The following is a 22565-nucleotide window of genomic DNA, read 5'->3' on the forward strand; positions in this document are numbered from 1 at the left end:
CGCCAGCCCCGCGCGCGTCTCCGCCGCCGCGCGCTTCGTCCCCGGCGCCGGCGCCGCGCGCGTCTCCGCCGCCACGGGCTTCGTCCCCGCGTTCCTCCGACGGTGGCGTGCGCGAACGGCGGGTGCCGGATCCGGATAAGAGGTTCTAGCTGGTTCTCCTCCCTGAAAGGGAGGGGGAGGGGTGGGTGACGGCGGGCAGGGCTCGATGCCCTGTCCGACATGCTGATGCCGGGCAACGGTCTCCTGGCGCGCAGACGCGCGCACCCACCGGTCCTTCCCTTTCAGGGAGGGGAGCGAGAAAGGCTAGGCCGGCTTGAAGGGGAGCAGGGTCTCGTATTGCGCGAGCGCCGGGGCCGCGGGGATGATCGCGCGGTGGCGGAGCAGGAAAGTGTGGCGGACGATCTCGGCCTGCTGCTCGAGCCCGTATTTCTCGAAAGCCTGGCCCGGCTTGAGCGCATAATCGTAGCGGCAGAAGGGGTGGCGCTTCAGCGGCAGGAAGATGCCCTTCTGATGCTGCCAGATATGGGTCATCTCATGGACGAACAGTCCCTGCACGCCGAGCGGCGACTGGCTGAAATCCTCGTGATAAATGCCGCTCTTCGGGTGGAAGTGGATCGTCCCGCGCGGCGCCATGGTGGTGTTCGACGGCTGGAAGAAGATCCATTTGCTGTTCGCCACCCTGGCCAGCGAATAGTCGACCGCGTCGCCGAACACCGAGGCGCACATGCGGGTTTCGCCTTCGGTGAGGGGGCGGCTGGTCATGGACGCAGCATGGACATCCGGCCGTTGCTTGTCACGGGTGTTTGCGGAGCAGCCGGCGCCGCGGCGGAAGCGCCGGCTGGCCGCGCGTCCCGGGACCCGCTTTCACAGATTGCTGCGGGACTCATAGACCATTTCCTCCCGGCTCCGCCGGATCAGATGTTCATAGGCACGCGGGGGGAGGATCTCTGCCAGCTTGTCGGCATCGTGCGAGCCCAGCCACGGCTTGAGCGCCGCGCGCTTCTCGTCATATTCGTCGCCGCGCCAATCGGCGGATCCGTCGATATAGACCGCGACGACCGGGCAGCTGATCTGGACCCGATGCGAGCTCGTAGTGAAGAGCACCCCCTCGCTGTTGCGGCGATGCGTCCGTCGCGTGCTGCCGTCCTCATAGTGCAGAACCATCGCGGTCGGAAGCGGCGCGCTCAGCTTGTCGAGGATGCCGAGGAAGTGGAGCTGGTTATTATGGTGGTGGCATATGCCGTGCACGGTGAGGGGCGGCTGATCGACGAAGCTTTCGCCATTGCCCCCCTGCCATGCGAGCGTGAACTCGATGCATTTCGAAGGCGAGGTCTCGTAATAGAATTCGGGGCGGATGTTCAGCAGGGAGGCCGTGACCTGCCGGTCGCTCCCGCCTTTCGAGGTCAGGCGGAATATCCACCAGCAGCCGCCCATGTCGCTGGTGATGTTCTTGCGCGTGCTCGGCCTGTCGGGCCGCCAGTGCTGGAGGTCGCGGAGCGACCTTGGCAGCGTGAGATTTTCCTCGACCGGCTCGCCGAGCGCGAATGCGCGAATCTGCTCCCATAATGGCCCCGCCGGAAGCTGCAGCCTGCCCGAGTCGCAGAGCAGCATCTGGCGAACCGTGTTCGCATAGGGCTCGACGCCTTCGCGAAGCGTCTGCTGGGTCGCGTTGAACTGGGTGAAGGGTCTCCCAAGCTCCCGCGCCTTGTCCTTTTCGAATTCCTGGAGTGCAATCCCTTGCTGCCCGGCGATCAGCATCAGCGCCTTCAATAGAATGGCCCGCTGAATCTCTTCATCCATCCTTGTGCCCCCCGGCGTCGCGATCCGCGCAGGCTAGCGGCAATATCTTCATTGGCAATGGAATGTGCAGGAAAGATGCGCCGATTTGAGAAAAGTCGGCGGACTTTGGCGGGCGGTGGGCATTCGTCGGGTGATTTGCGGCGCGCCGATATAGTTCCCGCAAACTCCGTCAACGTTGACTGGAATCCACGCAACTATTCGTACCTTATGCACTAAAACATAATCTGGAGTAGGTTTTTACGTGATTTTTCAGTATGTTAAGCGCAGATTTAGCTAGACTTCAGCATACCAGCTTGATAAATAAATCATGCTTAAACGGCATCAACCAAGAAGGAGAAGAAAATGACCTTCCCTCTCAAAGGCTTCCGCGAATGCCCGCACGCCGACTCGCCAATGGTCGGCGGCGTGGACGCCCCGCTTCCCTGCAACCCCTGCTGCAGCCCCCATTCGATGGAGTGAGCCATGTATCGACCCCTTGTTCACGCCGCGACGCCGATCTTCCATCACGTCGTGGCTTTGGGTTTCGTGAAAGGTATGGAGTCTCTGAGCCATGCCTTCTTCCTGAGGTTCGGCGCCGACATCCGGACGTGGCCGGTCATCGTGCTCGGCGCTCTCGCCATTCTCCTCTATCTCGCGGGCCTCGCCACCGCCCGAACGGTGGATCGGCGCTGGATCCGCAAGACCGTGCCTCCGGCGGACGATGCTCCTCCGCGCACGATGCCCGTCGCCCCGCTCGCTGCGCCCGCGCCCGCGACGGGCGAGACGCTCCCCGCGGCGGCGCCCGATCCGACGAAAGCGCGGCGCTACTTTAAATACGCGCTCGTGGCGTGCGTGGTGGTCGCGGTGGTTGCCGCAGATCGCTTCGGGGTCGTCTCGAACCTGCGTCGCTGACGATGTCCGAAGACAGATAGCGCGCCCCGACGCCAATTCCGTCGGCCCTTCCGGTGCCGCGCCCTGTCAGCGGGCCGCGGGAAGGACCGCTGGAGATTCCGGACCGCGGTGCCCCGGCGGCCGGGGGCGCGCAGCCTTCAGGCCGCGCGGAGCCAGTGCTCGGCCTTGTCGAGCGCGGCGGGATCGTCGACGTCGATCCAGGCAAGGTCGCTGCAGTCGATCGTCAGCGCGGTGCCCGCAGCGGCGAGAACGCGCATGCCTTCGGTGAGCGAGGGCGCCTCGAGGCTGTTCAAGGCCGCGAACAGGCCGGGGCCGATCGCGAAGACGCCGGTGTCGAAACAGTCGTAGTCGGGGAGATGCTTGCCGATCGCGACGATCGCTTCGCCCTGGGTAGCGACGCAGGTGACGTCGTCGAGGTCGACCAGGTCGCTGGTGATGTTGCGGTCGATCGCGAGGCGTGCGCCGGCGCCGGCGCCGGCCAGAGCGACGCGGGCGTAGAGCGCGGGATCGACGAGATGGTCGCACATCGCGAGCACCGCCGGCTCGCCGGCGAGCGCCTCCTCGGCCGCGAGGACCGAGACGCCGTTGGGCTGGCGATAATCCGCCGTGCGGACGGTCTCGACCGCGAGCGGCCAACTTCCCGCGGCGAGATAGGCCTCGATCGCCTCGGCCTGATAGCCGAGCACCACCACCACCCGCGCCAGCCCCGCCGCGGCGAAGCCATGAATCGCGTGCGCGATCAGCGGCTTGCCGCCGACCGGGCACAAAGGCTTGGACGCCGCCGCGGAACGAAGGCGGCTGCCTTCGCCCGCGGCGAGCAGGATCGCAGTGGTGATCACCGGGTCAGGCAGCGGCGATGAACTGCTCGACCGCGGTCTGGGCGAGGTCGTCGGTCATCTGCGTGCGCGGATGCTTGCAGAAATAGGCCGAGGCGGCGTCGATCGGGCCGCCGAGGCCGCGATCCTTGGCGAGCTTGGCGCAGCGGATCATGTCGATCGCGACGCCGGCGCTGTTGGGCGAATCCTCGACCGACAGGCGCAGCTCGAGATTCATCGGCACGCCGCCGAACATCGAGCCTTCCATGCGCAGGAAGCACACCTTGTTGTCGTTCTGCCACGGCACGTAATCCGACGGGCCGATATGGACGTTCTCGTCCTCGAGCCGCTCGGCGGCGACCGACTGGACCGCCTCGGTCTTCGAGATCTTCTTCGAGGCGAGGCGGCGATGGTTCGACATGTTGAGGAAGTCGGTGTTGCCGCCGGTGTTGAGCTGATAGGTGCGATCGAGCTTGACGCCGCGCTTGGCGAACAGATCGGTCAGCACGCGGTGGACGATCGTCGCGCCGAGCTGGGCCTTGATGTCGTCGCCGATGATCGGCACGCCCGCCGCAGTGAAGCGATCGGCCCATTCGGGGTTGCTGGCGATGAAGACGGGAATGTTGTTGACGAAGGCGACGCCGGCCTCGAGCGCGCACTCGGCGTAGAATTCGCTGGCTTCCTGGCTGCCGACGGGAAGGTAGTTCATCAGCACGTCGGTCTTGGTCTCGCGCAGGACGCGGACGACGTCTTCCTTGGTGGCTTCGCGATCATTGGCGACGACGAAGGTGCGGTCGTCGTTATAGTCCGACATGTGCTCGGCGACGCCGTCCATGACGCGGCCCATCTGGACCTTGGTGCCGGTCGGCTCGACCGTCGCGCAGAACACCGCGGTGCAATTGGGCTTGGCGAAGATCGCCTCGGCGACGTCCTTGCCGACCTTGCGCGCATCGACGTCCCATGCCGCGACGACATGGATGTCGCTGGGGCGATAGCCGCCCAGGTCCCAGTGCATCAGGCCGACCGTGTCGTTGGCGCCGTCGCGATAATGCGACAGGCCCTGGACGAGCGAGCTGGCGCAGTTGCCGATGCCGACGATCGCGATGTTGATGCTCTTCATTGCAGTTCAGGTCCTCTGGATATGGGATTGCGACGATTGTGATGATGCCGCCCCCGCACTGCGCAGGAGACGGAATTCGACGATGCGGTGCCACGCCAGGCCGGCGATCAGCACCGCGGTGAGCGGGACGATCTCGAACCACCAGAACAGCCGCGGATCGGCGGCGAGGCAGGCAAGGAAGATCGCGGCGACGCGGGCATTGGCGGTGAGCAGACGCATCAGCCGCATCGGGCCGAGCGCGCGCACTGCATAGGCCCGGCCGAACGCGGCGGGATCGGGTGCGCGAAGCATCGCCGCGTCGAGTCGGAAGGCGATCCGGTCGACGCTGCCGGCGACGAAATCGTAGAGCTGGACCAACGGGTTGCGGCTCGGCGCGGGCGGGGTGGGGGCGAGGCCCCGGACGCGGCGGTGGAAGCGCGCGCGCTCGCTTTCGTAGAGGTTCGACTGGACGGCGTGGAGCACCCCGGCGGCGACCGCGAGCGACCAGCCTTCGGACGTGCCGATCGAGAAAGCGAGGACGAGATAGAGCAACGCGAACACGCCGTGATCGCACATGCCGTCGAGCGCGCGGCCGAGCGCGCTCGAGGTGCCGGTGGCACGGGCGACCATGCCGTCGAGCCCGTCGGCGATCAGCCAGCCGGTCGAGAAGAGCAGCCCGAGAAAGACGAAGGGCCAGGACGACCAATTGGCATAGGCCGCCGCGGCGAGCGCGCCCAGAATCAGGCCGAGCACCGAGACCGCGTTGGCCGAGATGCCGCGCGCGAGGAACCAGGGAAGCAGGCGCCGCCCTGCCGGGTGAATGATCCAGAGGTTGGTCGGATCCTCGATCCGGCGATCCCGCGACCCGTCCGGCGGAGGAATTGTCATCGGCTCGTCACATACAGCGCGCGCCGGGCAATCATCAAGTCATTTGCGTCGAATATGCATGTAACCGGGAACGCGTTTTGCGGCGGGGCGTTTTTGCGCGCCCCGCGGGGACTGTCACAATTCAGTGACGGTGTCCCCCTGCCTTTCAGGGAGGGGCCGGGGGTGGGTAGCGTCGAGCAAGGCTCGATGCCTCGCTCGACGCCAGGATCCTGGCCAAGCGTTTTGAGTGCGCAGGCGCGCGCACCCCCCAACCCCTCCCTGCAAGCAGGGAGGGAGTGACTGTCAGTCTATTCCCTCGCCGATATCCTCATGGACCATGTCGATCTCGCGGACGCCGCGGTTGCGGCGGGCGGCGTCGACCAGCTTGCGCAATTCCTCGCGGCGGGCGCGGGCGCGATCGACGTCGCGAATCACCAAAGGCGCGTCGCGGGTGGTCTCGTCGGACGAAGTGATGCTGATCGTGCCGAGATCGGCCATCTGGTTGATGATGGTGAAATCGATACGGACGTCCTTGATCCGATAGAGCTCGATCTCGTCGATCGACTTCATCACGATGCCCTTGTGGAGGATCAGCCGGTCGTCGGTCACTTCATAGGTGGTGGCGAGATTGGCGAACCATTTGGCGAGCAGAAGCCCCAGCCCGGCGACCAGGGCGACCGGGAACAGCCACGCCCAACCCTCGACCGGGCGCTGGGCGAGCGCCCAGATCGAGCCGGCGAGCCCGGCGACCAGCAGCAGGATCGTCCCCCAGCCGGCGAGCGTGCCGCGCAGCCAGCCCAAGGTGGACGAACGGAAACGGTCGATGGCTTGCGGCATGTGACGGGCCTCCCTTGGCGAGGGAGGATAGCGGAACCAAGGGGACGGGGAAGTCCCAAAAATTGCCGCCGCGACGCCGAAGAAAGCGGGTGGCGCCGAGCGCTTTCCGGGACCGGGATCGGACCCGGAAAGCGTCCCATGCGCAGCCGGCAGGGCCGCCCGAGCCTACCAGAGGATATCGCTCGCCGCGAACTGGTTGACTCCGATCAACCGGATCTCGAGATCGGCGCCGGCGACTCCGTCGGTGTCGACGTAGAGATAGGTTTCGACGCTGGTGGGTCCGTAGCCGGTGACGTAGCCGACTTCCCCCGGACCGACCGCGCCGGCCGAGGCCAACGCGCCGACAAAGGCAAGCGGATCAAGGTCGAACGCGGTGAGATCGAGCGTGTCGGTTCCCCGCACGAAATCGAAGACCCAGTCACCGGTGTCCGCCGCGCTGGTATAGACGAAGCGATCGGCGCCGGCGCCGCCAAAGATCCAGTCGGCACCGGTGCCGCCCACCAGCACGTCGTCGCCATTTTGCCCGTACATGCGGTCATTGCCCGAGCCGCCATAGAGGAAATCGTTCCCCAATTCGGCCGAGGCGTCGTTGCTGACATTGCCGTAAAGATAATCCGCACCCGACCCGCCGTAGAGAATGTCGTTGCCGACGCCGCCGGACAGCGTGTCGTTCCCCGCCTGGCCGTACAGTTGATCGTCGCCGGCGACGCCCGCCGCGGGATTGCCCGAATAGGGATCCTTTTCGCCATAGATGCTGTCATTGCCGCCATGGCCATAAACAGCGTCCGATCCGCCCTGCGCGTTGATCACGTCGGCCTTGTTCGAGCCGTCGACCGTGTCGTTGTTGCCGGTGAAGTAATTATTGTACATCTGCGTGGGGCTGGCATTGGCGGCGCGCAGATCGTCGAAGTCCATCGGATCCGCGTCCGTAGAAATCGGAGGCGAAACATAAGTGAAGCTGGTGTTATAGGCCCTCATTGCAAATCGCTCCCAACGATTGGTGCCGGCCCGCGCCCGGCGAGCGGCTCCGATGCTATGTTTCAGCTGTTAAGCGTGGTTATCAATGCGTGGTTGGCGACCGATTAACAGAGCAACCATAGTATGAACCGGGTTACAGTATGATGTCTGCGTTCCGGAACCGAAGTCCGGACGGATCATCGTCGCCCCGGCGAGGCGAATTCCGCCGGGGCAGGCGATCGGGAACATCGCGAAGGCCAATTGATCCCGTGGGGGCTCCCCGCTCATCGCGCTTGTCGCGGTGGCGGATCGCCGGCGCAGAACCTTTGGAGCGGGTGTGCCGCAGCTGACTTGCCCTCTCCGAGGTAGTCGCTAGAATGCATTCTAAATAAAGGGGAAAATATGACAAATTTGGGTCGTTGGAAGCGTGAGTTCCGCCCGGTGCTCGCCGCCTGCGCGCTTGCCGTACTCGCCTCGTGCAACGGTAACGAGTCGAGCCCGACACCTGCTCCGACGCCGACGCCGACGCCGACCCCCACCCCCACGCCGACCCCCACCCCAACGCCCAGCCAGGTCAGCTTCTACCCTACCCAGACGCCGTCGTTCCGCGAGCCGCAGGAATTCGAGTCGGGCGATTTCAACGGGGACGGGACGCTCGACCTCCTCGTCGGGAACTATAGTCCCGGCGGTGTCGGCGTCGGCGAAGTCAATTTCCTCGCCGGAGTCGCAAACGGCAGCTTCGCGTCGCCGGTCGGGGTCGATGGCAAGCCCGTTTCGATGATCGAGGTCGGCGACATCAACCGCGACGGAAAGCTCGATTTCGTCGCCAAATATAACGGCTCCGAAGTCAACCCGCCTTATACCAGGTACGCCGAGACCCTGTCGTATCTGGGAAATGGCGACGGAACATTCCGCCTCGCCGGCCAGACGCGGACGAACCAGGTCCAGATCCGCGATTTCGCGCTGCGCGACGTGAACGGCGACAGCCGGCTCGACATGGTCGCCATCGAGTTCAACGATGCCAGCAATGTCGTCACGATGACCGTGTCGCTCCAGGCCGGCAATGGCACCTTCCAGCCGGAGGTCCGCTACCCGTTCGGGGCTTTTGACCGACTGACGCTGGGGGACTTCAATCGCGACAGCTTCACTGATGTCGCGCTGATGAACCGTTTCGGAGTCACCATCGTGCTGAACGACCGCTCCGGCGGGTTCGGCAGCCCGACGGAAGTCACGTTGCCGAACGGGTGGCGGCTGGTCGCCGGGGACGTCGACGGAGACGGAGATCTCGACCTCGTCGTCGCCAAACGGTTCCTCTCGACCGTGTCGGTCGTGCTCGGCGGTGGCGATGGGACATTCGCGCAGCCGCGCGACCTGACGGTTCCCCAGGACCCGACGGCGGTCGGTATCGCGGACCTGAACCGCGATGGCTTGCCCGACATCCTCGTCACGCACGGACCGCTCGAAGGCGCATCGCTGTTCCTGAACAGCGGCAGTGCGCAATTTCAGGCGGCGAAGCCGCTATTTGCCGGAACGACGCTCGGCAGCTCCGATCAATATGGCGATGTGCTGTTCGGCGACTTCAATCGCGACGGCATCCGCGACGTCGCTGCGACCGCGCCGCCGGATAAGGCGATGATTGCGTTCGGCCCGTTCCAGTGAGCCTCGGACTCCTCGGCAAGCGTCCTGGGTCGGGCGGCCCTGTCGGTCGTCCCGCCGGACACGCCGCGGGTCCGCTTCCGCCACGCTTCCCTTAGCGGCGCGCGCCGGCGATCCGACGCGATGTCCGGCGATGGCGGAACCGGGACGCCCCGGCCGTTCCCGGTGATGAATTCACGTCGTTACTTCGGCGGCGGATCGCCGGCGCCGACGACGTCGGCCTGCAGCTCGAGCTTCTTGCCGCTGGCGAAGGCGAGCGCGAGCGGGATGCGGGTGCCCGGCTTCACCCCCGGGCCGAGATCGAACAGCATGACGTGGCGGCCGCCGGGCGCGAATTCGACTTCGCCCTTTGCCGGGACGGGCACGTCGCGGGTCGGCTGCATCGATTTGACGCCCTGATGATCGATCGTCTCATGGAGCTCGGCGCGGAGTGCCGCCGGAGTCGATATCGCGAGCAGGGTGTCCGCCTGCGCGCCGCCGCGGATAGTGAAATAGGCCGCACCGGGCCGGCCGGCCGCCGCGGGCAGGCGCACCCATGCCTTGTCCGCGCCGAGATCGGCGGGCTGGCCGCAGCCGGCGAGCAGCAATGCCGCCGCAACGATCCCCGGAAATCCACGCATCGACCGTCTCCCAATTCGGGAAAGCTCCTAGAATCGTGTCCTTCTTGCGGCAAGCGGAAGCGCACCTAATATCGCTTTCGCAACTGCTTCTCCTGCGTCGCCGACACGGGGCGCGGGGCAGGCAAGTTTTTGATTTTAAACACTTGAACATCTGGGGGCCAACGAGGGACCATGGCTAAAGTTATCGGGATCGATCTGGGTACCACCAACAGCTGCGTCGCAGTGATGGAAGGCGGCAAGCCCAAGGTCATCGAAAATGCGGAAGGTGCGCGCACCACCCCTTCGATCGTCGCCTTCGCCAAGGACGGCGAGCGGCTGGTCGGCCAGCCGGCCAAGCGCCAGGCCGTCACCAACGGCGACAACACCATCTTCGCGGTCAAGCGCCTGATCGGCCGCCGCTTCGACGATCCGATCACCAAGAAGGACACCGAGCTGGTGCCCTACACGATCGTGCGCGGCTCGAACGGCGACGCATGGGTCAAGGCGGGCGGCGAGGATTATTCGCCGTCGCAGATCTCGGCCTTCACGCTGCAGAAGATGAAGGAAACCGCCGAATCGTATCTCGGCGAGACCGTGACCCAGGCGGTGATCACCGTCCCGGCTTACTTCAACGACGCCCAGCGCCAGGCGACCAAGGACGCCGGCAAGATCGCCGGTCTCGAAGTGCTGCGCATCATCAACGAGCCGACCGCGGCGGCGCTCGCTTACGGACTCGAGAAGAACGACGGCAAGACGATCGCGGTCTATGACCTTGGCGGCGGCACGTTCGACATCTCGGTGCTCGAGATCGGCGACGGCGTGTTCGAGGTCAAGGCGACCAACGGCGACACCTTCCTCGGCGGCGAGGACTTCGATTCGAAGATCGTCCAGTTCCTCGCCGACGAGTTCCGCAAGGCCGAGGGCATCGACCTGACCAAGGACAAGCTGGCGTTGCAGCGGCTCAAGGAAGCCGCCGAGAAGGCCAAGATCGAGCTGAGCTCGGCGCAGACCACCGAAGTCAACCTGCCCTTCATCACTGCCGACGCCAACGGTCCGAAGCATCTGGTCAAGGCGATCAGCCGCGCCGATCTCGAGCGTCTGGTCGACGAGCTGATCCAGCGCACGCTCGAGCCGTGCCGCAAGGCGCTCGCCGATGCCGGGCTCAAGTCGAGCCAGATCGACGAAGTCGTGATGGTGGGCGGCATGACCCGCATGCCCAAGGTGCGCGAAGTCGTGAAGCAGTTCTTCGGCAAGGAGCCGCACACCGGCGTGAACCCGGATGAGGTCGTGGCGATCGGCGCGGCGATCCAGGCGGGCGTGCTGCAGGGCGACGTCAAGGACGTGCTGCTGCTCGACGTGACCCCGCTGTCGCTCGGCATCGAGACGCTGGGTGGCGTGTTCACCCGGATGATCGACCGCAACACGACGATCCCGACCAAGAAGAGCCAGGTCTATTCGACTGCCGACGACAATCAGCAGGCAGTGACGATCCGCGTCTTCCAGGGCGAGCGCGAGATGGCGGCGGACAACAAGATGCTCGGTCAGTTCGACCTGGTCGGCATCCCCTCCGCGCCGCGCGGCGTGCCGCAGATCGAGGTCACCTTCGACATCGACGCCAACGGCATCGTCAACGTCAGCGCCAAGGACAAGGGCACCGGCAAGGAGCAGCAGATCCGCATCCAGGCCTCGGGCGGCCTCAGCGACGCCGACATCGACCAGATGGTCCGCGACGCCGAGCAGTTCGCCGAGGACGACAAGAAGCGCCGTGCCGCGGCCGAGGCCAAGAACAACGCCGAATCGCTGATCCACACCACCGAGCGTCAGCTCGCGGAGAACGGCGACAAGGTCGACGAGAGCCTCAAGGCCGAGATCCAGACCGCGGTCGACGCGGCCAAGGCGGCGGTCGAGAGCAACGATGCCGATGCGATGCAGGCGAAGAGCCAGGAGCTCGCGCAGGTGGCGATGAAGCTCGGCCAGGCGATCTACGAGAAGCAGTCCGCCGAGAACGCGTCGCCGAACGCGGAGGGAGCGGCTCCGGGGAACGAGGCGGGCGGCGAGGAAGTCGTCGATGCCGAATTCTCCGAGGTGGACGACAACAAGGCGTAAGCCGAAAGCTCCCTCTCCCCTCCGGGGAGAGGGCCGGGGAGAGGGGCGTGACAATTGACGTATCGCTTGTCGCGCCTCTCTGCCCCTCTCCCAACCCTCTCCCCGGAGGGGAGAGGGCTATGAGGGCCTTATGACCACCGAAGTCGATTATTACGAATTGCTCGAATGCGAGCGGACCGCGGACGAGGCGACGCTGAAATCGGCGTATCGCAAGCTCGCAATGAAGTATCATCCCGACAAGAATGGCGGGTGCAAGGATCACGAGGCCAAGTTCAAGGCGGTCAGCGAAGCCTATGACTGCCTCAAGGACCCGCAGAAGCGCGCGGCGTACGACCGCTTCGGCCATGCCGCGTTCAAGAACGGCATGGGCGGCGGGCCCGGCCACGGCGCGCAGGATTTCGGCGCGTTCAGCGACATCTTCGAAAGTGTGTTCGGCGAGTTCATGGGCGGGCGCGGCGGACGGCCGAACCTGCGCGGCGCCGATCTGCGCTACGACATGGAGATCAGCCTCGAAGAGGCGTGGCACGGCAAGACCAGCGAGATCACCGTCGACGTCTCGGGGAGCTGCGACACCTGTGCCGGCACCGGCGCCAAGCCGGGAACGCAGGCGCATGCCTGCAAGCAGTGCAACGGCCATGGCAAGGTGCGCGCGCAGCAGGGCTTCTTCATGGTCGAGCGGACCTGCCCGGTCTGCCACGGCGCCGGCGAGGTGATCGCCGATCCCTGCCGCGACTGCCGCGGCGAGGGGCGGACCGACAAGACCAAGACGCTCAAGATCAACGTCCCGCCGGGTGTCGACGAAGGCACGCGGATCCGGCTGAGCGGCGAAGGCGAGGCGGGTGCGCGCGGGGCGCCTTCGGGCGACCTCTATATCTTCCTCCACGTCGCCAAGCATGCGCTGTTCGAGCGGCAGGGCACGACCTTGTTCGCCAATGCGCCGATCAGCTTCACCACGGCGGCGCTGGGCGGCGAGATCACGCTTCCGGGGCTCGACGGCGAGAAGATCGCCGTCAAGATCGCGCCGGGCACCCAGCCGGGCCGCGAAGTGCGCCATCGCGGGGCGGGCATGCCGGTGCTGCAGGGGCGCGGACGCGGCGATCTGGTAGTGCGGCTCGACGTCGAGATGCCGAGCAAGCTCACTGCGAAGCAGCGCGAATTGCTCGAGGCGTTTCGCGCGACCGAGACCGGCGACGAATGCCCGCAATCGAGCGGGTTCTTCGCCAAGCTGAAATCGGCTTTGGGGTGAGCAATCCTCCCCGAGCTTGCTCGGGGAGGGGGACCGCCGCCGAAGGCGGTGGTGGAGGGCCCGCGCAGTGGCGTTGGCCCTCCCATTGTCGCGGAGCCCGCGCCTGCGGCGCACCCCTCCACCATCGCTGTGCGATGGTCCCCCTCCCCGAGACGAGCTCGGGGAGGAATTTATGCCGTGCGCGTCTGGCCGCCCAGCGCATGGAATTGCATCCCGGCGATTCCCGCCACCGCGAGCGCCTGCACCGTCACGAACGCCGCGCCCAGCGCATTGGGCTGGATCCAGACGATCGCGGCGAAGCTCGCGGCGACCCAGGCGAGATTGAGCCCGGCGACGAACCGCGCCGGGGTGCCGCCCTGCCGCGCGGCCCAGAGCACCAACAATGCGAACGGGAACAGCACGATCCCGGCTTCGCGGAGCAGCGGCACCGGCAGATCGGTGCGCGCCGCGATCGGCACGGCGGTGGCGGCGAGCAACGCGCCCATTGCGAGGCAGGTGGCGGCATCGAACAGCATCACCGGGCGAAGCATCCGGGTTCGGGTCATGGTCATTCTCCTTGGTTGACTGTCCCCAAGCATGGCGTTCGCGCGCCGCGGGTCGATTACCCGGCAGGTAATGGAATGCGCGCGGCTCCGGCGGTAGCGAGGCTTGCGAAGGAGACGATAATGACCACGCAGCAGGTGCGGCCGCTCGGCGAGCAGATCAGGCATTGGCGCCGGCAGCGCCGGCTGAGCCAGATGGACCTCGCGCTCGACGCCGAGATCTCGACCCGGCATCTGAGCTTCATCGAGACCGGGCGCGCGACGCCGAGCCGCGAGATGGTGCTGCTGCTCGCCGAGCAGCTCGAAGTCCCCTTGCGCGAACGCAATGCGATGCTGCTCGGGGCGGGTTATGCGCCGGTCTATTCGGAACGACGGCTCGACGATCCGCAGCTCGCGCCGGCGCGGCGGGCGGTCGAGCTGGTGCTCAAGGGGCACGAGCCCTTTCCGGCGCTCGCGGTCGACCGGCACTGGCACATGATCGCGGCGAATGCGGCGGTGGCGCCGCTGCTGGAGGGGGTGGCGGGGCATCTGCTCGACGGGCCGGTCAACGTGCTGCGGCTTAGCCTGCACCCCGAGGGTCTGGCGCCGCGCATCCGCAACCTCGGCGAATGGCGCGGGCATCTGCTCGAACGGCTGCGGCGGCAGGCATGGCTGACCAGCGATCCGGCGCTGGCGGCATTGCTCGCCGAGCTTTGCGACTATCCTTCGGCCGAAGGCAGCGGCGATATGGACGGGTTCGGCGACGTCGCGGTGCCGCTGCGGCTGGAGTCGCCATCGGGCGAATTGCGCTTCTTCAGCACCACCACGGTGTTCGGCACGCCGCGCGACGTGACGCTCGACGAACTGGCGATCGAAGCGTTCTTTCCGGCAGACGAGGCGACGCTGGGGCGGCTTTCGGCAAGATGATCAAGATATTGGCAGGATGTCTTGTCAAAGGTGGCAAGATCAATTCTGCGCCGGGCATAGAAGCGATCCAGTACCGGTTTGCGGAATATTGGACGAGGATTGCGCAAACGCGTATGGCGACTCGCGGGGCGGATGGGGTGCCTCGGGGGGACATTGACGATGCTGGCACGGCTCATCGATGCGCTGCGGCGCCTGTTCCGTATCTTTGGCAGCAATGCGGCCGGACCGGCCGGGCGCGATGCGACATCGGTTCCGGTCCCGCCCGATCTCGACCGGCCGGGGCCGACGCCGCCCGCGCCGCCGCCTTCTCCGCCTGTCGAGGGCGTGCTCGCGATGGCGCAGCTGGTTGGGGTGGCGGGCGAATTTCCGCCGCATGCGGGGGGCATACCCGCGGCGGGCTTCACGCTGGGCATGATCCAGAGCTTTGCCGGGCGTGAAGGTGCCTTCGAGGCGCCGGCTGCCGATGGGCGAATGCTTTCGGTGAGCACCAATCAATTGCTGATGGCGGTGTTCGGGCTGACCTATGGCGGCGACGGTATCCACCTCGCGCTGCCCGATCTCACCGGGCGCACGCCGGTGGGCGGACGGCAGCTCGGCATCACCGGGCAGCAATCGCTGACGCTCACATATCTGATCGCGACCGAGGCGACGAGCGGCGCGCCGGCAATCGGCATGGTCGTCGCGTTCGGCGGCAACTATGCCCCGGCCGGCTGGAGCCTCGCCGACGGATCCGCGCTGCCGATCTCGGCGAACGTGCCGCTATATCACGTGATCGGACAGACTTTCGGCGGCAATGCGGTGGCGTTCAACCTGCCCGACCTCGACGGCTTCGCCGCGATCGGCGCGGGCGCGGCGCCGGGTTTGCCGCCGGTCGCGCTCGGCGGGCGCGTCGGCGCGCCGGTGCCGGCTCTGGGGCTCAACTATCTGATCAATATCGGCGGCGCTGCACCGTCGGGCGGCGGCGGGGCGTTCCCGCAGTTCGCGGGCTGGCTGGGGCAGGTGATCGCCTATGCCGGCAGTCAGGTCCCGGCAGGCTGGGCGCTGTGCGACGGGTCGCTGCTCGCGGTGGCGCAATATCCGGCATTGTTCGGACTGATCGGGACGACTTACGGCGGGGGCGGCGACGCCTTTGCGCTGCCCGATCTGCGCGGGCGGATTTTGGTGGGGTGATAGCTGATCCGGCATCCTATGCTCCTCTCCCTGTGGGAGAGGTAGCGAAGCTTGGCAGCTTGCTGCCTGGCGGAGCCGGGTGAGGGTGAGCCAGCTATCGATAGGGTGATCCCCTCACCCAGCTCCGACCAGGGCCGCGCAGAAGTGCGCGACCCAAGTCTGCGCAACCCTCTCCCGACGGGAGAGGGAGGGTGCCAGATCACCGCCCGTCGTCGCTCCAGTGGGGCGGGTCGGAGGCGAGCTTGCGGACGCCGTAGGTCGCGCCGACCGCGTGGAGATCCTTGTTGGTGTTGCCCGAGCGCGGCGCACCGAGCGCGCGGGCGCGGCCGGTCTTGTCGCGGATCTGGAGCGTTCCCGCCCAGTCGATCGTCATGTCGATCGCGCGGCCTTCGATGTGACGCGAGGTGAGCGAGGGCTGGAAGGCGATGCCGAACAGATCGACCATCTCCTGCGCGCCCTGCTTTGAACGGGCGAGGTCCCCATGATCCCATTTGATCGCGCAGCCGGGGATGGCGGGTACGTCCTTAGGGGCGATCGAGCCATGGGCGATCCGCCAGCTATAATGCATCAGCTGGGCGCGGATGCGGTTGCGGCGGGTGGCCGAGACCTTGACCTTCGCGCCGGCCACCTCGAGCGCATCGAGGAAGTCGGCGACCTGGTCGCGGAACGGCTGGACGAGATCGTCGATCGCCGCACTGTTGGGGAATTGGGCCTGATTGGCATGCCACCATGCCGCGCCGCTGAGCGCGGAGGCAGGGGCGGGCGTGGGTTTGGGCGTCGCGGGGGGTGCCGACCGGCTCGACAGCGCGTTCCATGTCCGGCCGCCGGGATCGATGCGGCCATCGGGTTTGGTGGCGCCGAGCACGCGGGTCTGGAACGCCGTGATCGCGGCGATGGTGAGCGGACCGCAATTGCCGGTGGTCGGCAGCAAGGTCTGGCCGGTGTCGCCGAGCCAGTCGTTGAGCAGATGCTGGACGATGATGACGTCGGCGAGTTCGTTGACCGCGCCTTTGCCTACCGATGCTCCGATCGCCACGGCTGTTCCCCTGTTTGCCCGGGGGCAGAATAGGGCGGAATGCGTGTCCGGGAAAGCGTCAGCGCAGTGCCGAAGCGAGCGCGTGGGCGAGGCTGGCGAGCGTATAGGGCTTCTGGATCACCTGCGCGCCTTCGTGCTCGGGCGGCAGGCGGAGCTGCTCGCCATAGCCGGTGGCGAAGATATAGGGCACGCCCCGCGCGCGCAGCGCATCGGCGATCGACAGGCTGGTCTCGTTGCCGAGATTGACGTCGAGAACGGCGATTTCGAACGCGTCGCGGTCGAGCTCCTGCTGCGCCTGGCGGATGCTCGCCGCAGTGACCACGCGCGCGGCGCCGAGCCGGGCGAGGATGTCCTGGGCGTCCATCGCGATGATCAGGCTGTCCTCGACCAGCAGCGCCGCACCCGTCAGCACGTCGCGGCGAACCTCGCTGTCGCGGGCGATGCTGACCGCCGCGGCGGGCGCCTTTGCGGGGTCGTCGGCGGCGACATGGCTGGCGGGGATGCAGAAATCCGCCTCGACCCCGGTGAGCGCATAGCGAACCTCGGCCTTGCCGCCGAGATCATAGGGAATCGAGCGCTGGATGATCGTGGTGCCGAAGCCCTGCCGTTTGGGCGGCTGGACCGCGGGGCCGCCGCGTTCGCGCCATTCGATCCGCAAATCGCCCTGGTCGTCGCGGTGCCACTCGACCTGGACGCTGCCGCTGTCCGAAAGCGCGCCATATTTGGCCGAATTGGTCATCAGTTCGTGGAAAACGAGCGCGAGCGTCGAAAAGGCGTTCGGGTGGAGCAACACCGCGGGACCGGCGCAGACGAGGCGCTGGCTCTTGCCGCCGAGATAGGCCGCGGCCTCGGTCTCGATCAGCCGGCCGAGCGGGGCGGCGCTCCAATTATCCTGGGTGATCTGGTCATGGGCGCGGGCGAGGCTCTCGATCCGGCCCTCGAGCAGCGAAATGGTGCTGCGCGTATCGGCATCGGGATCGAGCGACTGGCGGACCAGCCCGCGGATCAGGCTGAGAATGTTGCGGACGCGGTGGTTGAGCTCGGCGATGAGCAGTTCCTGCCGCTCCGAAAAGCGGCGCCGCTCTTCCTGCGCGTCGTCGGAGAGGCGCAGCACGACTTCGATCAGCGAGACGCGCAGCATCTCGGCGACGCGGACCTCGGCGGCCGAGAAAGGCTCGGAGCGGCCGCGGACTTCCTGGCTCCACAATTCGAAGCTCTTGCGCGGGGTGAGCCGCGGCCCGTTGGGGCCGAGCTGGGCAGGCTTGTGCGGATCGCCGGCCCATTTGACCGTGCGGACCTTTTCCTGCCGGAACAGCATCACGTAATCGCGCGGGCTGCGCGAGATCGGAATGGCAAGCAGACCCGCGGCAACGTCGCTGTAAGCATCGGCGGATTCGAGCGTCTCGGCCAGCCGGTCGGTCGCGAAGATGCGGCCGGCGGCCATCGCGCTGAGCCGGCGGACCAATGCGGGAAAAGCCTCGGGCGGCGGGGTCAGGCCGCTATGCGCGCATTTGCCGTCGATCCAGATCGCGATGCCGTCGCACGGCACGGTCTCGCGGAGCATCGCGCCGAGCCAGTCGGGATTGTCGAGCAAGGTCGCATCGCCGGCGACTGCGGCGAGCAACCGGTCGCTGCTCGCGCGGGCGCCGGTCTCATAGGCCTGCAATTGCTTGCGCTCGCGGCTCTCGAGCTTGAGCGCGAACATCTGGCCGAACAATTCGGCGATCGAGCGGCGCTCGAAGCTCGGGCGGCGGGCGCTGTAATGGTGACAGGCGAACAGGCCCCAGAGCTGCCCCTCGACGATGATCGAGATCGACAGCGACGCGCCGACGCCCATATTCTTGAGATATTCGATGTGGATCGGCGAGACGGAGCGGAGCACCGACAGCGACAGGTCGACCGGCGCGCCGGTCTCGTCGAGGCGCGGCAGGATCGGGACCGGACTGGCCTCGATATCGGCGATGACCCGGAACGGCGTGCGGACGTAGAGCTTGCGCGCCTGTTGCGGGATGTCCGAGGCGGGGTAGCGCAGGTCGAGGAAGCTGCCGATCCCGGCGCGCGCCGCCTCGGCGACGACTTCGCCCGAGCCGTCGCGATCGAAACGATAGACCATGACGCGGTCGAACCCGGTCAGCGCGCGGACCTGGCGGGCCCCTTCGCGGTAGAAGCTGGAGGTGTCGCCGGTCGCGTCGAGCCGCGCCATCATCGCACGGATCGCCGAACCGGCGTCGGTGGCGGTCTCGTCGCTGCTGTCCTCGCCTTCGATGATCAGGACGTCGCCGATCATGTGGAGCGCGAAATCGAGGCGGCGGCCATTGGGGAGGGTGAGCCCGAACATGCGCTCGACCGCATCGGGACCGCGCAGCATCGCGAGGCGATTGCGCAAGGTGTGGACGGCGTGCTCGCCGAACAGCGGGATCGCCGACGTGCCGAGCAGATCGCCCGCCTCGACGCCGAAGAATTCGTGGATGTTCGCCGAGGCGCGGCGGATCAGCCAGTCGGTCGACAATGCGAGCAGGAAGCCGAAGGGCTGGATCGCGCCGAGCTCGTGGATCGGCTCGCGATCGCAATTGGTCAGGTCGACTTCGAAATCGCCGGAATCCGCCAAGTTCAGCCTTTCGCCCAACGTTGTGCGGAACGCTCGAATGCCGCGAACACGGTGTGCGCGGCGGCTAACGCGGACTGCAACTGGGCCGGCTGATAGAGGATAGTGTCGAAACGATCCAGCAAATTGCGCCACTTTTCAGGCGGTTGATCTGCATCAAGGTAGGCGCGGGGGAAGCTGGGCGGCACCTGGCGGGCGAGAAAGCGGCCGCCGAGGCGCGAGCCTTCGAGGACATAGAGCGCGCCGGCGATGGCGGCTTCGTCCCATTTTCCGTCAACCCCGCGAAAGCCGGGATCTCCGGGCGCAAACGACGCAGCTTGCTGCACGAGGTCCCGGCTTTCGCCGGGGTGACGGAGAAACGCCAGATCCTCGCGGAGCAGCGCGCCGCGCTTGCGTTCTTCCCAATCCGGCGTGATTTGCACGCCCGGAAGCGCCGCCTCCAGCGGCAGCACCACTTCGGCGTGCGCGCGCAGGAAGGCGGCGTAGCTCTGGCGGTCGGTCAGGTCGAACCCGGCAAAAGCCCTGTCGACCCGATCGTGCGCCTCGGCGGTGCCGGCGCGGAGGGCCTTGTGAGTCGCGTTCAAGCGAAGACGCGGTCGAAGATCGTGTCGACCTGTTTGAAATGATAATCGAGGTCGAACTTGTCCTCGAGTTCCTCGGCGGATAGCGCTGCGGCGACTTCGGGATCGGCCTTGAGCAATTCGAGCAGCGAGAGCTGGCCGTCGGATTCCCACACCTTCATCGCGTTGCGCTGGACGAGGCGATAGCTGTCCTCTCTGGACACCCCGGCCTGGGTGAGCGCGAGCAGGACGCGCTGCGAATGGACGAGGCCGCCCATGCGATCGAGATTCTTCTGCATCCGCGCAGGGTAGACGAGGAGCTTGTCCATCACCCCGGTGAGGCGGGCGAGCGCGAAGTCGAGCGTGATCGTCGCATCGGGACCGATATAGCGCTCGACCGAGGAATGGCTGATGTCGCGCTCGTGCCACAGCGCGACATTCTCCATCGCGGGGATCGTCGCGCTGCGGACCATGCGGGCGAGGCCGGTGAGATTCTCGGTAAGCACCGGGTTTCGCTTGTGCGGCATCGCGCTGCTGCCCTTCTGGCCGGGCGAGAAATATTCCTCGGCCTCGAGCACTTCGGTGCGCTGCAAGTGACGGACCTCGACCGCGAGGCGCTCGATCGAGCTGGCGATCACGCCGAGGGTGGCGAAGAACATCGCGTGGCGATCGCGCGGGATCACCTGGGTCGAGACCGGTTCCACCGACAGGCCGAGCTTCGCCGCGACATGCGCCTCCACGCGCGGATCGATATTGGCGAAGGTGCCGACCGCGCCCGAGATCGCGCAGGTGGCGATGTCTTCGCGGGCGGCGAGCAGGCGGGCGCGGTTGCGCTTGAACTCGGCATAGGCCTCGGCGAGCTTGAGGCCGAAAGTGACCGGCTCGGCGTGGATGCCATGGCTGCGGCCGATCGTCGGGGTGAGCTTGTGTTCGAAGGCGCGGCGCTTGAGCACTTCGAGGAGCTTGTCGAGATCGGCGAGCAGGATGTCGGCGGCACGGGCGAGCTGGACCGCGAGGCAGGTGTCGAGCACGTCGCTGCTGGTCATGCCCTGATGCATGAAGCGCGCCTCGTCGCCGACCTGCTCGGCGACCCAGGTGAGGAAGGCGATGACGTCGTGCTTGGTGACGGCCTCGATCGCGTCGATCGCGGCGACGTCGATCTGGGGCTTGGTCGCCCACCAGTCCCACAAGGCCTTGGCCGCCGCTTTGGGCACCACGCCGAGCTCGGCGAGCGCCTCGGTCGCGTGCGCCTCGATCTCGAACCAGATCGCGAAGCGGGTTTCGGGAGACCAGATCGCAGTCATTTCGGACCGCGCGTAACGGGGGACCATGGGATACCTTTCGCCGGGAGTTGGCGCGCCGATAGCAAGCGGGGCCTCGACTTTCCAGCGCCGCTAGACCTTCCAGCGGAAGCGGCCGGTGATCGGCCAGGCACGCAACGCATCCTCTTCGCGCGCGCCGCGGCCGATATTGTGGAGGATCAGCGGGCCCTGCGCGCCGGGCAGATCGGACACGAAACCGATATGCGGGACATTCCCGCCGGCGCCATTCGAGGGCGCCGAGGTGAAGATGTCGCCCGGCTGCCAGCCCTTGCCGTCCGCGGGCACGGGCAGTTCGGCGCCCATCCGCGCGAAGAAGCGGGCGAGGTTGGGCACGCGGCGGTGATCGATGTTGCGATCGGGACGGCGCAGGCCCCATTTCTTCGGGTAGGCGGCGAAGGCCTTGCGCATGTCGGCGTTGACCAGGACCTGGAGATCGATGCCGAACGCGTCGCGATAGGCGCGGATCAGCACGTCGGTGCACACGCCCTTTTCGCGCGGCACGTCGCCGCCCGGGAAAGCGAGGCTGGTATAGGCCGGGTCGTAATGCAGCGTGACGCCAACCTGTGCGCGTGCGGCGGCGAGCAGCTTGCCGGCGCGGTCGCTCGACGGGAGGCGTTGGCGTGCGACCGGCGTGGCGGGCGCCTGCGCGGCGCCGCATCCGGCGAGTCCCGCGGCCATGCCCAGGAACAGGGTTCTGCGGTCGATTATCTGCATATCCGGCACAAGCCGTGGCAATTGCGACACAGCGCAAACGAAATGCGATGAGGCGTCATTTATGGGGGATGAACCGTGAATGACGTTTCTGATCAACGGAACAACGTGGCGCGTTCATAGGTTCATAGATGTGAATAGTGAAAGTTTTATGCTCTGCCGGCGTAGAACAGGCCGAGCAAACAACAGGAGATAAACCCGATGATCAAGTCCGTTCTTCTTGCGACGTCTATGCTGATTGCGGCCCCTGCCTTTGCACAGGACAAGCCGGCGCCTGAAACTACGCAGAATCAGCCGCAGACGCCGCCGGCTGCCGCGCCGGCCCAGCCGCCCGCGACGACCGATGACGCCGCGCCGGGCACGCAGGGCTCGGGCACCGTCGAGGAAGCGCCGACCGCGGCGCCCGCGCCGGCGACCGAGGCCGCGCAGCCGACCCCGAGCCAGCCCGCTGCTCCGCCGGCGGCGCAGCCCGCGCCTCCCGAGCCTGCTGCCCCGACCGCGCCCGAAGCCGCGACCCCGGGTACCAGCGGTGCCGGTACCGCAGCTGCGGCAGCGCCGGCGACCCAGCCTGCCACGACGTCGGCGCAGGTTGCCGAGGCAGTGGGCCGCGATTTCGGCACCTATGACAAGGATGCCAACGGCATGCTGACCCAGGCCGAGTTCGGCGCATGGGTGGGCACGCTGCGCAAGGCTTCGGAGCCGGCATTCGCGCCGGGTTCGCCCGAAGCGAATGTCTGGCTCGGCCAGGCCTTTGCCCAGGCAGACACCGACAAGAACAAGTCGGTCAACCAGGCCGAGTTGGTGACTTTCCTGACCCCCAAGAAGTAGGTTTACCGCGCC

Annotated in this window: 21 protein-coding genes; 7 read left to right on the forward strand and 14 right to left on the reverse strand. The window is 66.8% G+C overall.

What is annotated here, in order from left to right:
- Positions 1–303: 303 nt before the first annotated feature.
- Positions 304–762 carry a vgr related protein gene (locus Q9Q95_RS07575; protein WP_306095601.1) on the reverse strand — a complete coding sequence of 153 codons (459 nt, stop codon included), beginning with the start codon at positions 760–762 and terminating at the stop codon, positions 304–306.
- 102 nt (positions 763–864) lie between these two features.
- Entirely contained in the window at positions 865–1800 is a 936-nt protein-coding gene (locus tag Q9Q95_RS07580; protein ID WP_306095603.1) for a hypothetical protein, read from the reverse strand.
- 462 nt (positions 1801–2262) lie between these two features.
- On the opposite strand from Q9Q95_RS07580, the gene Q9Q95_RS07585 reads away from it, so the two are divergent.
- Positions 2263–2691, forward strand: coding sequence for a hypothetical protein (locus Q9Q95_RS07585; RefSeq protein WP_306095605.1), 429 nt, complete (start codon positions 2263–2265; stop codon positions 2689–2691).
- A 137-nt stretch (positions 2692–2828) separates the two neighbouring features.
- Here Q9Q95_RS07585 and Q9Q95_RS07590 read toward each other — a convergent pair whose 3' ends face one another.
- The 5 genes from Q9Q95_RS07590 to Q9Q95_RS07610 all read right to left on the reverse strand — a co-directional run bounded on the left by Q9Q95_RS07590 (position 2829) and on the right by Q9Q95_RS07610 (position 7287).
- Positions 2829–3530 (reverse strand): NTP transferase domain-containing protein, encoded by a 702-nt coding sequence (locus Q9Q95_RS07590; protein WP_306095608.1) that lies wholly within the window; start codon positions 3528–3530, stop codon positions 2829–2831.
- A gap of 4 nt (positions 3531–3534) precedes the next feature.
- The gene (locus tag Q9Q95_RS07595; protein ID WP_306095609.1) at positions 3535–4626 is read right to left on the reverse strand and encodes an inositol-3-phosphate synthase; all 1092 of its coding nucleotides are present in this window, start codon (positions 4624–4626) and stop codon (positions 3535–3537) included.
- A gap of 6 nt (positions 4627–4632) precedes the next feature.
- Entirely contained in the window at positions 4633–5493 is an 861-nt protein-coding gene (locus Q9Q95_RS07600) for a CDP-alcohol phosphatidyltransferase family protein (protein ID WP_306095611.1), read from the reverse strand.
- A 282-nt stretch (positions 5494–5775) separates the two neighbouring features.
- On the reverse strand, positions 5776–6309 hold the full coding sequence (locus Q9Q95_RS07605; RefSeq protein WP_306095613.1) for a PH domain-containing protein: 534 nt from the start codon (positions 6307–6309) through the stop codon (positions 5776–5778).
- A gap of 165 nt (positions 6310–6474) precedes the next feature.
- The gene (locus tag Q9Q95_RS07610) at positions 6475–7287 is read right to left on the reverse strand and encodes a M10 family metallopeptidase C-terminal domain-containing protein (RefSeq protein ID WP_306095615.1); all 813 of its coding nucleotides are present in this window, start codon (positions 7285–7287) and stop codon (positions 6475–6477) included.
- Between the two features lie 381 nt (positions 7288–7668).
- Between Q9Q95_RS07610 and Q9Q95_RS07615 the strand changes: the two genes are divergently transcribed.
- Positions 7669–8925, forward strand: a complete 1257-nt coding sequence (locus tag Q9Q95_RS07615) for a VCBS repeat-containing protein (protein WP_306095617.1) — start codon at positions 7669–7671, stop codon at positions 8923–8925.
- Positions 8926–9104: 179 nt separating this feature from the next.
- Here the strand turns inward: Q9Q95_RS07615 and Q9Q95_RS07620 are convergent, their stop codons facing one another.
- Entirely contained in the window at positions 9105–9542 is a 438-nt protein-coding gene (locus Q9Q95_RS07620; RefSeq protein WP_306095618.1) for a copper chaperone PCu(A)C, read from the reverse strand.
- Between the two features lie 171 nt (positions 9543–9713).
- On the opposite strand from Q9Q95_RS07620, the gene dnaK reads away from it, so the two are divergent.
- Both dnaK and dnaJ read left to right on the forward strand, forming a co-directional pair.
- Complete coding sequence (gene dnaK / locus Q9Q95_RS07625) at positions 9714–11627, forward strand: molecular chaperone DnaK (RefSeq protein WP_306095620.1); 1914 nt, start codon at positions 9714–9716, stop codon at positions 11625–11627.
- A 130-nt stretch (positions 11628–11757) separates the two neighbouring features.
- Entirely contained in the window at positions 11758–12873 is a 1116-nt protein-coding gene (dnaJ, locus tag Q9Q95_RS07630; RefSeq protein ID WP_306095622.1) for a molecular chaperone DnaJ, read from the forward strand.
- A gap of 170 nt (positions 12874–13043) precedes the next feature.
- Here the strand turns inward: dnaJ and Q9Q95_RS07635 are convergent, their stop codons facing one another.
- Complete coding sequence (locus tag Q9Q95_RS07635; RefSeq protein ID WP_306095624.1) at positions 13044–13418, reverse strand: hypothetical protein; 375 nt, start codon at positions 13416–13418, stop codon at positions 13044–13046.
- Between the two features lie 120 nt (positions 13419–13538).
- Here Q9Q95_RS07635 and Q9Q95_RS07640 point away from each other — a divergent pair, with 120 nt between their 5' ends.
- Together Q9Q95_RS07640 and Q9Q95_RS07645 are read left to right on the forward strand one after the other, a co-directional pair.
- A complete protein-coding gene (locus Q9Q95_RS07640) occupies positions 13539–14321 on the forward strand; it encodes a helix-turn-helix domain-containing protein (protein ID WP_306095625.1) in 783 nt (260 codons plus the stop codon).
- 159 nt (positions 14322–14480) lie between these two features.
- Positions 14481–15491 carry a phage tail protein gene (locus Q9Q95_RS07645; RefSeq protein ID WP_306095626.1) on the forward strand — a complete coding sequence of 337 codons (1011 nt, stop codon included), beginning with the start codon at positions 14481–14483 and terminating at the stop codon, positions 15489–15491.
- 199 nt (positions 15492–15690) lie between these two features.
- Here the strand turns inward: Q9Q95_RS07645 and Q9Q95_RS07650 are convergent, their stop codons facing one another.
- The 5 genes from Q9Q95_RS07650 to Q9Q95_RS07670 form a co-directional block, all read right to left on the reverse strand.
- Complete coding sequence (locus Q9Q95_RS07650) at positions 15691–16527, reverse strand: peptidoglycan-binding domain-containing protein (RefSeq protein WP_306095627.1); 837 nt, start codon at positions 16525–16527, stop codon at positions 15691–15693.
- A gap of 58 nt (positions 16528–16585) precedes the next feature.
- Complete coding sequence (locus Q9Q95_RS07655) at positions 16586–19135, reverse strand: HWE histidine kinase domain-containing protein (protein ID WP_306095630.1); 2550 nt, start codon at positions 19133–19135, stop codon at positions 16586–16588.
- Positions 19136–19137: 2 nt separating this feature from the next.
- Positions 19138–19716: a biliverdin-producing heme oxygenase gene (locus Q9Q95_RS07660; RefSeq protein ID WP_306095632.1), complete on the reverse strand. Its 579-nt coding sequence runs from the start codon at positions 19714–19716 to the stop codon at positions 19138–19140.
- Positions 19713–21023 carry an adenylosuccinate lyase gene (gene purB / locus Q9Q95_RS07665; protein WP_306095634.1) on the reverse strand — a complete coding sequence of 437 codons (1311 nt, stop codon included), beginning with the start codon at positions 21021–21023 and terminating at the stop codon, positions 19713–19715. Before purB ends, Q9Q95_RS07660 begins: the two co-directional genes overlap by 4 nt.
- A gap of 63 nt (positions 21024–21086) precedes the next feature.
- The gene (locus tag Q9Q95_RS07670) at positions 21087–21728 is read right to left on the reverse strand and encodes a DUF1287 domain-containing protein (RefSeq protein WP_306095636.1); all 642 of its coding nucleotides are present in this window, start codon (positions 21726–21728) and stop codon (positions 21087–21089) included.
- Between the two features lie 198 nt (positions 21729–21926).
- Here Q9Q95_RS07670 and Q9Q95_RS07675 point away from each other — a divergent pair, with 198 nt between their 5' ends.
- The gene (locus Q9Q95_RS07675; protein ID WP_306095638.1) at positions 21927–22553 is read left to right on the forward strand and encodes a hypothetical protein; all 627 of its coding nucleotides are present in this window, start codon (positions 21927–21929) and stop codon (positions 22551–22553) included.
- Positions 22554–22565: the final 12 nt, after the last annotated feature.

The sequence above is a fragment of the Sphingomonas sp. DG1-23 genome, assembly GCF_030730875.1.
Classification (GTDB): Bacteria; Pseudomonadota; Alphaproteobacteria; order Sphingomonadales; family Sphingomonadaceae; genus Sphingomonas.